Below are 16928 nucleotides of genomic sequence, written 5' to 3' on the forward strand. Positions count from 1 at the left end.
GTAGAATGAGGACGCTGACCAGAAAAATCAATACATGAGGGAGATGAAAAAATGAAAGCGGTTTTATCTGTCGAGGGAGGACTGCAAATGCTCAGGAAAAGATTCAGATATCTGCTGCTTTGTCTCGCGGTGCTGCTGATGCTACCGCAATGGAGCGGAGTAGCTGCTGCGGTAGATTCGACGCCAGATACGCCAGATTCGGCGTCTGTGCAGGGGGGGAGGAACGTGTCAGATTTCTTTAATGTCATCATGCAGTCAGGGGCCGATCCTTGGGTGTATAAGCACACGGACGGCTATTATTACAACGTATTTGTCAACGCCAGTGGCATCATGATCCGCAGAGCGAAGACCATCACCGGCATTGATGCGGGTGAGAGGAGCCTAGCCTGGACACCGGTTAAGAGTACCATGTACAGTTCTAATGTTTGGGCGCCAGAAATGCACTATCTCAAAGATACGGACGGCAAATACAAATGGTATATTTACTTCGCGGCTGACAACGGAACCAACGCAAACCACCGCATGTACGTGCTGGAGAACGCCAGTGATAATCCGATGACCGGAACCTGGGAGTTCAAAGGAAAGATTACCGATTCCAGTGACCGTTGGGCGATCGACGGCACTGTGCTGACTGTAAATGAGAACCACTATTTCATCTGGTCTGGCTGGGAGTTAACGGACGGAAGCTTCCAAAATTTATATATTGCAAAGATGAGCAATCCACGAACCATCAGTTCGCAACGGGTATTGATTTCGACGCCTGACCATGATTGGGAAACGTCCCCGGGCAGAATCAACGAAGGCCCTCAAGTCACTATAAAGGGCGACACCATCAATCTGGTCTATTCCGCAAACGGAAGCTGGACAGATAGTTACTGCCTCGGACTGATCACCGCCAAGATTGGCAACGATTTGATGAATGCCAGCTCCTGGGTAAAACAGGACCAGCCGATCTTCTCCAGCGCCAATGGCGTTTACGGTCCGGGCCATCACAGCATCGTCACGTCTCCTGATGGCACGGAGGACTGGATCATCTACCATGCCGCCCGCTGGCCGGGATCAGGATGGACCCGCAATGTCCGCACGCAGAAATTCACCTGGAATGAAGACAATACGCCGAACCTGGGCGAGCCCGTCGATCCGAACAGACCGATTGCTACGCCTTCGGGCGAGCCGGTGCGCAAGCGCTATGAAGCGGAAAACGCGTTGCTGGTGAAAGATCCGAGTGGCGAAACTTCTCCCGTTGTCCGGCGAGAAAGCACCGCTTCTGGCGGGATGAAGGTTGCCAATATCAAGAACGCCAATGATTATGCTCAGTTTACAGTAAACGTACTGGAGGCGGGATTCTATGTGTTGTCCGTGCGCAATGCCAACGGCTCACCCAATGCGGCGGATGCCTCCCATTTCTTGTCGGTCAACGGCAGTTCCGGCGCCAATATGAACATCGTCTATTCCGGCTCGAATCGTTGGGGAGCCTCCACGGCGAAAGTCTATCTTAAAGAAGGCGACAACATCATCCGCTTCTCGAAGGGTAACAACCTTGCCGAAATCGACAGTATGGATATATTCAAGCTTGATACGTCGGAAATTTTATTCGAATCTCCGGGGTACACGCTGGGGTTGGGTGAAACCCGCAGTTTGCCCCTGTATACGGTAACAGGCACTACTTATACCGCTGTTAACACAGGAGTTGTCTTCAGTTCTTCCGATACAAAGGTCGCTGTTATTGACGGAGGGATTAGGGTTAAGGCTGTGGAGGCCGGAAGTACCACAATCACCGCGGCATATAACGGGAAAACGGCCACGGCCACGGTTACCGTTGCTGCTGAGCCTAAATCTGTGCTGTCCGTTGTCATCAGCGGATTGGACACCATCCTGACCAGCGGGCAGACTAGCCGGCCACTACTGGTAACAGCACGCTATAACAACTATGAAGTTCAGAATGTGACAGATGATGCTCAGTATACCAGCAGCGATCCCGGGGTGGCCAGGATTAATTCTGATTCGGTCAGCCAATCGGTATATGCAATTAAACCGGGCAAAGCTCTTATTACAGCCGAATATAGCGGCAAGAAAGTGACACGCAATTTGACGGTAATTGCAGCATCGGACGCGATTCAGGTTGTTTCATTAGTGAAGACTCCTTCTGGAGTGACCCCTAAGCTGCCCAGCGTTGTTGATGTTATCTACAATAGCGAGTCGAAGAAGGCAGATGTCGTCAGCTGGGAGCTGGAGGGACTTGATTTCAGCTCGCTTGGCACTGTTCAGGTGCCCGTCACCCTGAAACTGGGTGGTCGTAATATTTCTTCCACCGTTGCCGTGGAAGTTGTCCCGGGCTATGGTCTTGATGAGATTGTGAATCAACTCCGCAACAAGCTAGCCAATTTCTCCTATCCTTTGGGCGATGGGGTGGGCAACTATAGTCAATCCAAGTATGATGCCTTCGTGGCCGAGGTAGACAAGGCGGAGGAGATGGCCGTAAACGCTGATCTGAACAAAGAACAGTTTGACGAGGAACTGGATAAACTTGCTCAAGCGGAGGCCGCTCTGTTAGGTTCGCTTAACAGCATACAGGATGGCGTGATCTATAACGCTTACCGGGATTTCTCCGGCGATACGGCGGGCAAATACCCTTACGGCATTACCACCGAAGATCTGACCAATGGCGCTGCCGCCACTGTGCAAGAAGAGAACGGAAATAAATTCCTGCGGCTGACCACAACCGCTACTTCGGGCAAGGCAAACCTGTTCCTGCCGTATGCGGGCGAGGTAAAGGCTGAGGCAGATCAGCGCATCGTCATCGAATATCGTGTCAGATTAAACAGCAACTTCCAGTACGCCAATGGCGCCATGGTGAGAAATGACAGCGGTACTGGCAATTATTCCATGGTCACGGCTTTTGATACGGGTAAAATTGTTGTGCAGAATGGGGCATCCAGTAAGATTAAAGTTAAAGACTTCAATTTCAATACATGGTACAAAATCAAAATGGTGGCAAATTGGGAAGCCAAAACTTATACCGTCTATATAAACGATGATCCTGCTCCGGTGGCCACTGACTTTGTCTTCCGCCATACAGGAGGCAGCAAGCTGACCGGACAGCGGTTTGGCATCGATGGCTACGCCAACGCCTCCATTGACTTCGACGATTTCAAAGTTATGGTTACTGGTATGTAAGCGTAAACAAAAACAAAAAAAACGAGGTGAACTAAAGTGATCAGATATACAAGACGTATGATTGCAATGATGATCACGATCGCACTTTTTACCGGGATGATGCCCGCTTATGCAGCCGGTAATCCAGCCTCTGAGGAAGGAGGATTTGTTTCGGAAGCGGGGGCAGTTGGCGATTTCCCTCTAGTGGCTAACGGAGTGGCAGCGGCCATCTGGGTTGACGCTGCGGAGAAAGCCCCGGTCAGACGAGTGGTGAAGGACTTGAAGGAGGACATCAAGCGAGTCACCAATCTGGACGCAACTGTGAGTAGCGAGGGCGCCCTGCCCCCAGGTCCCGTCGTGATCGTGGGCACACTGGCTGACAGCGCTCCAATCAAGGCGCTGGTCACCGAAGGGAAAATCACCGCAAATGAAGTAAGCGCTATCAAAGATAAATGGGAAGGCTATTTAATCAAGGTGGTAGACGAAAATACCCTGGTTATAGCAGGATCGGATTCTCGCGGTGCCATTTTTGGTGTATACGAGATATCGGAACGTATGGGTGTAGATCCTTGGTATTTTTTCGCTGACGCAGCAATTAAAACTAAGGATACGGTCTATGTAGCGGCCAATACTTCAGTCACTGACATGCCCGATGTGCAGTACCGCGGTGTTTTCCTCAATGATGAGGAAAAGCTCAGCCGCTGGGCAACCGAGGTGTTTAAAGACCCGGACACAATGGGTCCGCAAACCTATGCCAAAATCTTTGAGCTCATTTTGCGGCTGAAGGGCAACTACATCTGGGCGGCCATGCATGTCAATTCGATTAACAATGTAACGGGTAATATTGATCTGGTGCAGGAATACGGCATCGTGTTGGGCTCCAGTCACCCCGATATGCTCCTGCGGACGAACACCCACGAATGGGAGGAGTGGAAAAAGAACTATGCTGTCCAGAAGGGTGTTAATCCCGACACGATCCAATATGACTATACCGTAAGCAAGGAGGCTGTGCTCCAGTACTGGCGGGAAAACATTGAACGCCATAAAGACACCGATGCGCAATGGACACTGGGTATGCGGGGTATACATGATGAGGCTTTCAATGTGAAGAATCTCATGGAACCTGCCTATAATTACTTGGGTGGTGATCTGGAGGAGCGCAAAGCTGTCCTTATGAATGAGATTATCCGGGAGCAGCAGAATCTGCTTCAGGAGGTACTGGGTCAGGATAAATACGAGAATTCCTTCCAGGCGTTTATCCCGTACAAGGAAGTCCTGCCTATCTATAATCACCCCAAATTTGATCTGCCCGAGAATGTGACAGTGATCTGGTGCGACGATAATCACGGAATCATGCGGAGTGTACCTGATGCTGCAGAACGCGCACGCGAAGGTGGACATGGGTTATACTATCACGTTTCCTACTGGGCTCCCGTCGACCAAAGCTATATGTGGCTCAATTCGATCCCCCTTTCCTTGATGGGGGAGGAGCTCAGCAAGTCTTGGGATTATAATATCCGGAAGTCCTGGATACTGAATGTGGGCGATATCAAGCCGCAGGAAGCCGAGATGACCTTCTTTATCCGTTACGGATGGGACGTAGAGAAGTACAAGAACCAGGCGGAGCAATTTCTGAAAGACTGGACTTCTGAACATTTCGGCAGTCAGTACAGCGACGAAACAGCTGATATTCTCACTACTTTCTACCAGCATACCAACGTTCGCAAGCTTGAGCATATGAAGGTTGGCCTGTTCAACCAGACTTACTATGGGGATGAGAGTTCCAGGCGCATGGCGGTATATCAGGATTTGTACAACCGCACAGCGGCTATCTATAATGCGCTGCCCGAGGCGCAGAAGCTGAGCTTCTATGAACTGGTGCAGTCTAAAATAAACTGGGCGTATGATGTCAATAAAGCCTACTATTATGCGGATAGAAGCAATCTGGCCTTCGATCAGGGCAGGATGGCTTCCGCAGATGCGTTTCTCAAGCTTTCGCAGGAGGCCGACCTGGCGAAGAAAACAGAAATTGAGCGTTACAGCATGATGGCAGACGGCAAATGGAAGGGATTCATTGATCCCGAGAATGCGTCGCCTCCCGTCATTAACCAGCTTCCCCCCGGCACGCCGGCGCTGGTGCTGGGAGAACCGTCCATGGGCGTAGTCGTGCAAGGCGAGACAATGCCCATGGAGAACTCCAGGCTGGTCTTCTCCCCTTATAACCAGGATGGTGAATTTATCCTGGTTTTCAACAAAGGAGCCGACAGCATCAACTGGACTGCCACCGCCGATCAGCCTTGGGTACAACTCTCCACCGCGGCTGGAACCGTCAGTGACGAGACCCGTCTCTGGGTTACCATTGAACAGATAGAAGCCCACAAAGGCGCAACCGCTGCGATTACGATTACCGATACTTCAGCCAACACGGACAAGATTATTCAGGTGGCAATTGAGAATCCGGCAAGGGCTCTGTCCGCAATCCAGGGCTACGCGGAGGCTGACGGTTATGTTTCGATTGAAGCTGAGCATTACAGCCGCTTGAACACGAACGGCGATAAGACCTGGCAAATCATCCATGACCTGGGCCGTGCTTTTGGCGGTGATGTAGTTCGTGCTTATGCTCCTGACCTGAGCGCCGTGGAGGAGACTGCGATCACCTCGGCTGCGCCCAGCCTGGAGTATGACATCAACCTGACCTCTGCAGGTCAGTTCCCGTTGGAGATATACCGGATTCCCACGCTCAATTCCAAGGGGAATGTACACTTTGCCGTATCCGTGGACAACGAAACCCCGATTGTCGTGGAATCCGCCGCCGCCGATGAGGGGCAAGGCACCGTCTGGGTGAGCAACATCTTCCATATGATCGAGAAGCATGTGGTGAATATGCCCGCTCTGTCCGCTGGACAACACACCATCAAGCTGTGGATGGTGGATAGCTTTATTATGATTGACAAGATGGTGCTGTACACCGGTCCGGAGGGTGTCACTCCCACCGAGCTTGGCCCTGACGAGAGTTATCACCATGAATATAATACTACCTTCAGTCCTGGCACGGATCTTCTGCCCTGGATCTCAACAGTAGCTGAACCGAAAAACATCCCGGCTGGCTGGGGAGGGGGAGCTTTTGTTGAAGCAGATGGAAAGGTAGGCATTGAAGCTGAGTACGCTATGGAACATGTGCTTGAATCCGAAAGCCAGATTACAGCTGACATGAAGGCGTACACCGTTTCCAAACGGGATAAAGCTGCCCAGATGACGGGGAAGATTCCCAATGCCTGGCGCCTTACGCAATCGGACACCGGCATGGCCATGCGCCTTCCTGATCTGGGCGGACAGTGGTCAGAGAATGCCGAATTCCCTGTATATAGTCCGGAATTAACATACACAATCAATTTTAGCAACACAGGTACGTATAATGTCTGGGTCCGCTGGCGGTATGTGGACAACGCTTCCGACTCCATTCGCGGCGGTTTGGATGGCAGTCTCGGCAACTTCTCGACAAGTGTTTTTTTTAGCAATAATTCGGATGAGAAATGGCACTGGAAAAACGTGGGTAAGGTTAACGCCGCCACAACGGACGAACATTCCTTCAGCCTGTGGATGCGCGAGGACGGTCTGTATGTAGATCGCATCTACCTGACAAAGAGCGGCGAAACCCCAACCGATGCCCTCTGGAAACCCGCCCTCCGGACGGGGAGCACTGCGGGACTGAGGCTCCAGGCAGCTGTGAACGCGAAGCGCGCCGGGATGTCCGGGATCTCTTATCCATTAGGTGATGCTCCCGGTCATTACCGTCAGGCTACCTATGACTCCTTGCTGAGTGCGCTGAACGCAGCGGATGCCTTGGCCAAGAGCGGAAGGGCTACTGAGCAGCAAGTCGACGAAGCCCTGAATGCCATCACTGCCGCGGAAACCGCTCTGGACAACGCTCTTGTCCTTACATGGAATGGCATGACCTTTAATGCTTACAGAGATTTCACTGGCGATGAGGTCGGCAAATATCCTTACGGCTTTAACGTCGAAGGGATGACCAATGGCGCCACGGCCACTGTGCAAGAAGAGGGCGGGAATCCATTCCTGCGTCTGACTACAACCTCTACTGCTGGCAAGGCCGATCTGTTTCTGCCGTATGCAGGCGAGGTAAAGGCTGCTTCGAATCAGCGTATCGTCATCGAATATCGCGCCAGATTCAACGGCAACTTCCAGTACGCCAATGGCGCCATGGTGAGAAACGACAGCGGCACTACCAATTACTCCATGGTAACTGCCTTTGAAAATGCAAGTGGAGTGCATCAGATTAAAGTGCATAAGGGCACATCCAATGCAGATAAGGTCAGCGTCAAAGCGTTTAATTACAATCAATGGCACACATTTAAGATGGTGGGCAACTGGGACGCCCGGACTTATACCGTCTATATGGACAATGATCCTGTTCCGGTAGCTACTGACTTCAGCTTCCGCAACACAGGCGGCAGCAAGCTGACGGGCCAGCGGTTCGGACTGGATAGCATGCCGAATGGCTCCATCGACTACGACGACTTTAAGGTTAGGATCATAAATCCCACCAAGCCGGAGACGCTTAATGATATTACTGACATTACTCCTATTTCCCTTCCACCTGTAGCTCTCGGCACGGATAAAGCAGTCGTATTGAACAGTCTGCCGAATACGGTGGAGGTTACACTTGGCAGTGGTGACAAGGCCAACCTGAATGTGACCTGGGATAACAAGACTTATGACGCAACGAAGTCCGGTGAATATGTGTTTACAGGAACGATCATCCTGGCAGGCGCAATAACCAACACAAATAATCACAAAACTGCTGCCAAAGTGAGCGTAGCCCAGATTAAGATCGCTGCTGTTGGTGACAGTATTACCTTTGGCTCTGATTCTGCAGGTCCCATTAAGCCTGAGGACAAATATCCCGCCAAGTTACAAAGCCTGCTCAGTGCAAATTATGAGGTGGCGAACTTTGGTGTAAGCGGTGCCTCCATGCTGGATAAGGGAACCGATACCAGTGGCGTAAAGAAGGGCTATGTACACCAGGGGAAATATGTGGAGAGCAAGGCATTCCAGCCCGATATTGTTGTCATTATGCTGGGAACCAATGACTCTAAGGCGCTGAACTGGGATTCGTACAAAGCAGAGTATGTGGATAATGCGCTGGAGCTCATCAAGAGCTACCGTGATTTGGACTCCCATCCCGCTGTATACCTGGCTACATCGCCTACAGTCGTACCAGGATCTAATCGATATGGCATCCAGGCTGATGTGTTGCATAACGAAATTGTTCCGCTCCAAAAACAGATTGCCTTGATAGCGGACAGTGGCTTTATTGATGTACACGATGCAACGAAGAATGCAACACTGGATCAGTTCCCGGATTATGTACACGGCAATGCCGCCGGCTACACCTGGATAGCCAATGCCATTCACGCCGGGATTACTGCGAATCCGGCACCCAAGGCGTCCCGGATTACTCAGGCTCATCCAGTAGCGATGAAGTCGCCTTCCGGACAGACACCCAAGCTGCCCCTCTATGTTCCGGTGGTCTATGCGGATGGGAATACCGGCATTGCAGAGGCCGTCTGGAATCTGGAGGGACTTGCGTTCAACTCGCCCGGCACTGTTCAGGTGTCTGGCAAGCTGAAGGGTCTTGACATTAATACCACCGCTACCGTCGAAGTTGTCCCTGGGTGGGGTCTTGATGAAATTGTGAATGAAATTCGCAGCAGGACAGTCAATCTCTCAATCCCCTTAGGGGAAGGTTTGGGCGACTATAGTCAATTTGCGTACAATGCCCTCCTGGCTGCGCTGGACCATGCGGTGGAGTTGTCCGCAGACGGAAATATGACTGAAGAGCAGTTTAACCTGGCGCAGAATTCCCTTACTGAAGCGGAAACCGCTCTGTCAGGTTCACTCAACCTTACACAGGATGGCGTGACTTATAACGCTTACCGGGATTTCGAGAATGACACAACGGGTAAACAGCCTTTCAAAATTGAAGCCACCCGAATCCAGAATGGCGGTGCAGCGCAGATCGTGGAAGAATCCGGGAATACGTTTTTGCGGCTTAGTACTGGACCCACAAAAGGATATATAAATATGTTCCTTCCATATATGGGTCAGGTATCTGCGGCCGGCGACCAAAGAGTCGTTGTTGAGTATTCCGCACGCTTTCAAGCGGGACTTCAGTATGCGAATGCTTTCCAGCCAAAAAACCAAGCAGGCGCCTACGCAATGACAGTAGCCTTTGAGAACGCCGGCAATGATCCATGGATTAAAGTGGCTGAATCATCCGTCAGGAAAAATGTGAAACCTTTCAGCTACGATACTTGGTATCCTTTCAAGATCATTGCTGATATGGATGCGCAGACTTATAGCGTCTATATGGGCGATGAGGTCATAGCGGAGAACTTTGCATTCCGTACGGAGGGCAGTACTGTACTAACGGGACATGTCTTCGGTATCGACGGCTTCCCCAATGGGCAAGTGGATTTCGATAATATCCAAGTCAAGATTGCATCTGTGGAGGAAAAAGCCGAACAGGATGCGCCCCGAGGGGCTTGGGAAAATCAATAAAACAGTGTTTGCGCCAATGATGGGCACATCATCGGCGCAAACGCCTCCATTGGAATGGTCTTCGGACAATGGAAGCATGTGGTCAAGTGTAGAGGCGGATACCATCCTGCGCTACAGTTGGCTCACTCTGTTGGCAGCCGTGATCACAGTAACCACCGATGACGGTGTTTACTCCGATACCTGCACAGTGACCGTAAGTGTGTACAATGGCTCTGACAGAATGGGCAGATATCTATCTTGAGAGAGGTTCCAGCTCTGCTGCCTGCATTATCAAGCATGCGGCTGATCTGTTCAACGGAGATGAGCAGATCATTCTAAAATACTGGCAGTACATAGCGCCTCAGGAAAATCAGTCAGCACGTGCAAGCGGAGGGTCGAAGGGATTCTGAAGAAGCGTCAGCGGTCGCCTTTTGAGTTTTTACAGCATAACGCTCTAATCCCGGTGGTGCTTTGGATAAATTCATAACCCGTGGTATACAAAAAAACCAATCTGCCGTAATCAAAGCTTTCGATAAATTTAATGGTAATCGATGTGAACAATAAAAGGCACAGGAAACAGATTAAGAATTTTCTGGTGCGGTGTGTCTGTCTTAACCAGAATAATGGAAGAACCCATTCATATTCAGGATGTGTTTCTTTTATCAGAGGCTCTTTTTGCCGAAGGGAATTGGCAAGCTTCCATTCCTTTTTATCGCTGCGTATGTGAAAACGAGATCAAGCAGTATTCGGAACGGCTAGCTATCAGGGAAATGCGTTGGAATGGATGGAACTATGAACAAGCCCTAGAGTATATTGCTGGTTACGAAGACTTGAGCTGGTTTGACGGTGATGATTCAGTTTTTTGTGATTTTTTAGCAAAAAATTATAGAGTATTTACTGTGCCTGGTAGCTCATTTAAAGGATCAGGGTATTATAGAATTTCGTTCAGCAATCATTTAAATAATCTTCAGTCATTAACAATTACATAGTGACGGAGCTCGGGATCAGCTGCAGCTCTATGTGTCGCGGATAGTGAAGCTGGCGCTGATGAAGCCGTATCATGAGTTTTATAAGGTGAAGCGGTGAGTTCTCGATGATAATATAGATAATTAGTAGAGTTTATAGTAGATATTAACATTTTTGTATGGTCGCTATGAGATTACGGTGCTTATATGGTTTCTTTAATCCTATGAAGCCCTTTATGAGACAGTGCGTACAGGTAGAGCGGTCTACTTCAATTAAATCTCGAATACAAAAAAGCGCCTTTCCACAAGGTGCTTTTTTCAGTTACACTGGGTAAAAGTAGCATGATAAACGATCAAGGGGGCGGAAACGGTGAAGATACTGGTCGCAGATGATGAACCAAGACATCTTAGAGGGATGAAGAATTTAATTAGCCAACTGCGTCCGGACGTTCAGGTTCTGATTGCAAAAGACGGCAGCGGTGCGCTGGAGCTAGTGAGGCTGGAGCAGCCGGATGTGGTTCTGACGGATATCCGAATGCCCAATATGGATGGGCTTGCATTCTTGCAGCAGCTCAAAGAAGAAGGGCTTCGTGCCAAGGTAGTGGTGGTGTCCGCCTATAATCTGTTCGAATATGCCCAGACTGCTGTTCGTCACGGAGCATATGACTACCTGTTGAAACCGGTAGAGGCCGAGAAGATCGAGAATCTCCTGAGACGTATCGAGCATCAACTTGTAGCGGAATCGAAGCAGAATTTGGAGGTGGAGGAAGTTCGGCAGCGGCTTCATCTTGCATCATCCGCCTATAGAATCCGTTTATATTTAGCGTGGCTGAGCGGAAGCCTGACAGCGGCCGAGCGCAGCGAATTAGAGGAGTACGGTTGGCTTCATGGTTCAGGGGTAGTCATCTACTCCGAGCTTAGAAACAACGGACAATCTCAAGACAATTATGAAAGCGCTAACTTCCTTAGCAGTTTGGAGAAAGCATGGACAGTTCTCGGGGAGGCGGTAACGGTTCCGTTAAACACACTTCAGGAAGAAGGACTCCAGGCAGTTACGATCGTGAGAACTTCCCCGCTTACTGAGGATCAAAAATTTGCAATCCGAAAAATTGCTTCGGCATTAAAGTCGGAATGGGCAGACGCGGGGCAGCTTACACATGGGGTAGGACCGGAATGCAGCGCGTTACTGGTGGATGCACCACAGGCTTATCGAGTTGCCCAAACGGTGAATAAATTCAATTTCTACGAGAGCTGGAATGGGGTTATATTTCAGGATGAGCTTTGCCATTCGCAAGCGCTCATCACTCTTACCGGGGAGAAGCTGCTCCATGCCCTTCAGGATGAGGATGCAGGGATCGCTATAGAGCTGTGCAAAACGGCATTTCTGAAATTATCAGATGGCGGAAATATGGAGCCGCTGATCATGAAGGAGAATGCCTCGCTCCTGCTGATGAAATTGAAGAGCAGTATATATAATCATGCAGACCGTCAGGCGGGAGTACTAATGACGAATGGAGCCATTAGGGATATTCAGGCATGCGTTTCCTATGGAATGCTAATGTCCTTTATTGAAGATACTCTTCTGAGGGTACATAATGCCGTGAAGCAAGTGAAGCTGGAGAAGAACGAACGGATCATTGAGGCCTGCCTGAACTGGATTCAGGATAACCTGAAGGAAGAGCTGTCACTGGAACGGACGGCGGAGCACTTCTTCTTCAATACCTCCTATTTCAGCACGCTGATCAAAAGCCGTACCGGAAAAACCTTCTCTGAACATGTAACAGAAGCCCGAATGAAGCATGCCAAGGCGCTGCTTGCGGAGAATAAGCTCAGAATCTATGAGATTTCCGTGGAATGCGGTTATCAGGATACGAAATATTTCTGCAGGGTATTTAAAAAGGTTCACGGCCTGTCACCCGAAGCCTTTAAACACCATTTACTGCCGCAGAGGAGAGCTGAGGAATGAAAATGTCATTTCGCTCCCGCTTGTTATTCAGTTACATCTTCCTGATCATAAGTTCGCTCCTCATCCTGGGCCTGCTCTTTTACCGGACAAGCCTTCGGGTTGTGACAGACCAGGCGCAGAAGAATGTTTATGAGATTGTCAGAAAAAACAATGAAATTATGGATACAAAGCTGCAAATCATCGACAATAGCAGTTTGGCGCTTTTCGTGGACAAGGATTTATTCCGTATTTTTAACCAGCTCAATCCCCTGAATGAAGTAGAACTGTTTGAAGCAGACCGGCAGGTTACGGCTGTGCTCAGTAAATATTTCTCTAACAATGAAGACGTATACGCCTATCAGTTGTGGACCTCTTACTTCACCTTCGGGCAGACACTTCCGCAAGGAGATCCAACACGATCAGATATCTACCGGTCGGCAGAACAGGCAGGCGGAAAAATGGTATGGTATCCCACCTATGATTTCGTTGATATGTTTGACCAGCCGTATCTGGAACAAGGTATGCTTGATTTCCGCTATTTGTACTCTGCGACACGGTTACTCGATTTCTCCCTGCTCAAAGCGACGACACTGGATAAAATGGATCCCCAGGTTGAACGTCCTGTTCTAACGATAAGCTTTAAGGCCGAAACCCTGAAATCTCTCTACGATGAGAGTATCCCCGAAGGCTCCCAATTTCTGGTTCTGGATTCAGAGCATAAGGTTGTCTCAAGCAGCGAACCGGAGACGATCACCCGAATGTACTCTGATTCCTGGGTAGAAGATCTTCAGAAGGAGAATAGCGGTACGCGGCGGATGACGCTCGACGGCGAGGCCGTAATTGTCTGCTTTGATCGTTCAGAAGTGACGGGATGGCTGTCTATTGTATGGGTGCCAGAATCCGAGCTGGTTGGAAATCTGGTTAATGTCATACAAACCTCTATTATTCTATTGGCCGCCATCATGGGGATTGTGGCACTTATATATGCTTATATTATTGCCGGAAGAATCACAAAGCCGATTAAGAAGCTGCTGGCCGCCATGAGGTCTGTGGGCGACGGTGATTTCCAGAAGCATGTTGAGGTCGGCACCAACGATGAGTTCGGAATTCTGCTTCAAAGGTTCAATAAGATGAACGACCGGATCAGGTTATTGGTTCTGGAGAATTACGAGATTAAATTAAAGGAGCAGGAGGCTGAGATTCTTGCCTTGAGCATGCAGATGAACCCTCATTTCCTGTACAATACGTTGAACATTATGAACTGGACAGCTATCGAGAACCATCAGAAGGAATTAAGCAAAATGCTGGTCAGCTTATCCAATATGCTTCATTATACCTCCCGCAAAGAATGGGGAGCTGTTCATTTATCCGAGGAAACGGAGTGGATGAACAATTACTTTTATATCATGTCCGTCCGGTTTGAGGAGAAGTTTACCGTGCAGTATGAGATCGATCCAAGGCTTTACGAAACCATGCTGCCAAGGCTTCTGTTTCAGCCTTTTGTCGAGAATGCTATCCTGCATGGTTTTGACCAGATGGAAGCAGGAGGAATAATCGGCATCCGCGGATGGATAAAAGACGGAACCCGTTATTACGAGATTGCAGACAACGGGCGGGGGATGAGTAGTGAAACTATTAATACGATTCTATATAAAGAGTCTGCTTCCATCGGCATTAAGAATACCATTGCCCGCATCAAGATGACCTATGGCGACAACTATGGCGTATCCATTCATTCCTCACCCGGATCAGGAACCAGAGTCGTGATTACTCTGCCGCTGAATACCTAATAATAATCCACTATTCCAAAAAGGTTCGGGTTATGTAAGCGCTATCTCCAAACTTATAATAAAGACATCATAGACTGCAGCTATGAATCATAAGGGTTTGAAACTGAGAGGGGTTCGAGATATGCTTCGACAAAGAAAATCAATGTCCGTGCTGATCGCTCTGATGATGTTGCTGGTCACTATTCTAACATCATGCTCGAAAGCAAACACCGCCAGTGAGAATACGGCTTCACCCTCAGCATCCGGAGATGAGGGTTCGAACGAGTCCATTACGCTTCGTATGTCTGTTTGGGGGGCTCCTGCTGAAGTAGCTGCATATAAATTTGCGATTAAGAAGTTTGAAGCACAATTTCCGAATGTCAAAGTAGATCTTCAGCATATTGCCACAGATTATGATACGAAACTGACCACTATGGTAGCAGGGAATGATGTGCCGGATATCGCTATGATGGAGTCGGGCAGTATCGCCTTTCCACTGGGAGAGCAGGGGAAGTTCTATAATCTTCAGGAATTTCTGGACACAGACCCAGATATCAATGTAGACAAACTGGTACCTAATATTATGTATTCACTTGAACCCGGTAATGTAATCGGTATCGGTCCGGGCCCAGAATCCTTCGGACTGTTCTATAACGAGGATATCTTTAAGGACGCAGGTATTTCACCGCCGCCTGCTAAAGTATCGGAAGCATGGACTTGGGACGAATTTGTTGATGTAGCTAAACAACTAACGATTGATAATAAGGGCAGAAATGCAAAAGATCCGGATTTTGACCCCAAAAATATTAAGCAATACGGAGTGAATGCCTCTACCTGGTGGGGAATTTACAGCAATTTCATATACTCCAACGGCGGGGACTTTATTTCAGCGGACGGGAAGACGTTTGGACTTAACCAGCCGGAGGCTGTAGAGGCCATACAGAAAGTCGCGGATCTCATGAATGTTCACCATGTATCTCCTTCACCTGTACAGGCGAAGAATATCCCTGCTACGAACGTAGCTCTTCAGACTAAAAAAGTAGCGATGGCCATAGACGGACAATGGACCACCGCAAATTTGGCGCAATCGAAGTTTAACTTTAATGTTGGAGTATTGCCGGTGATGAAAGAACCTGTAACAACCGTTGTTGCGGGAATGTTCTCTATCTTCAAGTCCACTAAACATCCTCAGGAGTCCTGGGAGCTATTGAAGGCACTGCTGGATCCTGAAGCTGCTATTGATATGATCACATCAGGCACCTGGATGCCATCCTACAAGGACTGGTATACTGACCCGGAATTAATCGCTAAATGGACAGAGGGTCTGGATTCAAGACCTTCAGGTTACAAGGATGCAATCATCGATGTCATCTTAACCAAAAGTCATCAGACACCCACGGGTTATGTGAAGAATTTCAATAAAATAATGGATGTCGTAAATCCCGCACTGGATAAAGTATGGCTTGGCCAGCAAACCGCACAGGAAGCTATGGATGCCATTGCCCCCAAAGCACAGGCACAAGTTAAAGGACGACGGGATATCCCTCAATAATTTATTGAAAGTGCTCGACGCGGGGACGGCGTTCTTATAGCAGATCGTCGTCTTCTTTCCAGAGCTTCAAGATTGGAGGCAACTATGCGAAAGGGACTATTCTATGGCCTGTTGTTCACGGCTCCAGCCATACTGGGATTTATCATTTTTACACTGGGTCCGATGATTGCAAGTCTCGTGCTTAGCCTGACGGACTATAACGTATTCAAGGATCAAACGTCCTTTATTGGATTCGATAATTATTCGCGGATGTTCTCGGGCGAAGACGAGTTGTTCTATAAATCTCTCGGTGTTACGTTCTACTTCGTCGTGCTCCGGGTGCCCGCCGTCATCATTCTTTCTTTCTTCATTGCGCTGCTGCTTAATATGAATGTGAAAGGGCGGGCCATCTTTCGGACCATTATTTATTTGCCCAGCATTGTGCCGGCCGTTGCTTCGGCAATGATCTGGATGTGGCTGCTGAATCCCGATCTGGGACTTCTCAATTCCGTGCTAAGCTGGCTGCATTTACCCACCAGCAACTGGCTGTATGCGGAAGGCAGTGTAATTCCGTCGGTTGTTCTTACCACACTGTGGGGGATTGGCAGCACCGTGATCATTTTTCTGGCGGGACTCTCGGGAATCTCCAAGCAATACTATGAAGCCATTGACGTGGACGGCGGCGGTTGGTACAGCAAGCTGCGTCATATTACGATCCCTATGGTTTCGCCGACGATTTTTTTTAATACCATCATGACCATCATCGGCTCGTTCCAGGTATTCAATGAAGCGTATATTCTGACGGAAGGCGGACCCAACAACAAGAGCTTATTCTACGTGTTCTATCTGTGGCGCACGGGCTTTAGGGATACGGAGATGGGGTATGCATCCGCACTGGCATGGGTGCTGTTCCTGATTATTATGTTCTTTACTTACTTTGTATTTAAAACCTCTAAATTCTGGGTGCATTATGAAGGAGGGGGGCGTACTTGAGAATATCG

General features: G+C 49.1%; 8 protein-coding genes and 1 pseudogene. All 9 read left to right on the forward strand.

Going from position 1 to position 16928, the window contains the following annotated elements:
- Positions 1 to 51 precede the first annotated feature (51 nt).
- The 9 genes and pseudogenes from GJB61_RS03900 (at position 52) to GJB61_RS03935 (ending at position 16920) form a co-directional block, all read left to right on the forward strand.
- The gene (locus GJB61_RS03900; RefSeq protein ID WP_229521435.1) at positions 52 to 3177 is read left to right on the forward strand and encodes a family 43 glycosylhydrolase; all 3126 of its coding nucleotides are present in this window, start codon (positions 52 to 54) and stop codon (positions 3175 to 3177) included.
- Between the two features lie 36 nt (positions 3178 to 3213).
- Entirely contained in the window at positions 3214 to 9738 is a 6525-nt protein-coding gene (locus GJB61_RS03905; RefSeq protein WP_154117122.1) for a glycosyl hydrolase 115 family protein, read from the forward strand.
- Positions 9739 to 9754: 16 nt separating this feature from the next.
- Positions 9755 to 9979 carry a hypothetical protein gene (locus GJB61_RS03910; protein WP_154117123.1) on the forward strand — a complete coding sequence of 75 codons (225 nt, stop codon included), beginning with the start codon at positions 9755 to 9757 and terminating at the stop codon, positions 9977 to 9979.
- Between the two features lie 361 nt (positions 9980 to 10340).
- A complete protein-coding gene (locus GJB61_RS03915; protein WP_154117124.1) occupies positions 10341 to 10706 on the forward strand; it encodes a hypothetical protein in 366 nt (121 codons plus the stop codon).
- Positions 10703 to 10803 (forward strand): annotated as a pseudogene (locus tag GJB61_RS32500) (RNA polymerase subunit sigma-70); the annotation flags it as partial. The gene GJB61_RS03915 and the pseudogene GJB61_RS32500, both read left to right, overlap by 4 nt.
- 249 nt (positions 10804 to 11052) lie before the next feature.
- Positions 11053 to 12648 carry a response regulator gene (locus tag GJB61_RS03920; protein ID WP_154117125.1) on the forward strand — a complete coding sequence of 532 codons (1596 nt, stop codon included), beginning with the start codon at positions 11053 to 11055 and terminating at the stop codon, positions 12646 to 12648.
- Positions 12645 to 14417: a sensor histidine kinase gene (locus GJB61_RS03925; protein ID WP_229521436.1), complete on the forward strand. Its 1773-nt coding sequence runs from the start codon at positions 12645 to 12647 to the stop codon at positions 14415 to 14417. Before GJB61_RS03920 ends, GJB61_RS03925 begins: the two co-directional genes overlap by 4 nt.
- Positions 14418 to 14538: 121 nt before the next feature.
- Positions 14539 to 15948, forward strand: coding sequence for an ABC transporter substrate-binding protein (locus tag GJB61_RS03930; RefSeq protein WP_154117126.1), 1410 nt, complete (start codon positions 14539 to 14541; stop codon positions 15946 to 15948).
- A gap of 84 nt (positions 15949 to 16032) precedes the next feature.
- Positions 16033 to 16920: a carbohydrate ABC transporter permease gene (locus GJB61_RS03935; protein WP_154117127.1), complete on the forward strand. Its 888-nt coding sequence runs from the start codon at positions 16033 to 16035 to the stop codon at positions 16918 to 16920.
- The last annotated feature ends 8 nt before the right edge of the window (positions 16921 to 16928 follow it).

The organism is Paenibacillus monticola (genome assembly GCF_009664975.1).
Taxonomy (GTDB): Bacteria; Bacillota; Bacilli; order Paenibacillales; family Paenibacillaceae; genus Paenibacillus_AQ; species Paenibacillus_AQ monticola.

Coding starts and splice junctions, on each gene's coding strand:
- GJB61_RS03900 (WP_229521435.1), top strand. CDS start 52: ATGAAAGCGGTTTTATCTGTCGAGGGAGGACTGCAAATGCTCAGGAAA.
- GJB61_RS03910 (WP_154117123.1), top strand. CDS start 9,755: ATGATGGGCACATCATCGGCGCAAACGCCTCCATTGGAATGGTCTTCG.
- GJB61_RS03915 (WP_154117124.1), top strand. CDS start 10,341: ATGGAAGAACCCATTCATATTCAGGATGTGTTTCTTTTATCAGAGGCT.
- GJB61_RS03925 (WP_229521436.1), top strand. CDS start 12,645: ATGAAAATGTCATTTCGCTCCCGCTTGTTATTCAGTTACATCTTCCTG.
- GJB61_RS03930 (WP_154117126.1), top strand. CDS start 14,539: ATGCTTCGACAAAGAAAATCAATGTCCGTGCTGATCGCTCTGATGATG.
- GJB61_RS03935 (WP_154117127.1), top strand. CDS start 16,033: ATGCGAAAGGGACTATTCTATGGCCTGTTGTTCACGGCTCCAGCCATA.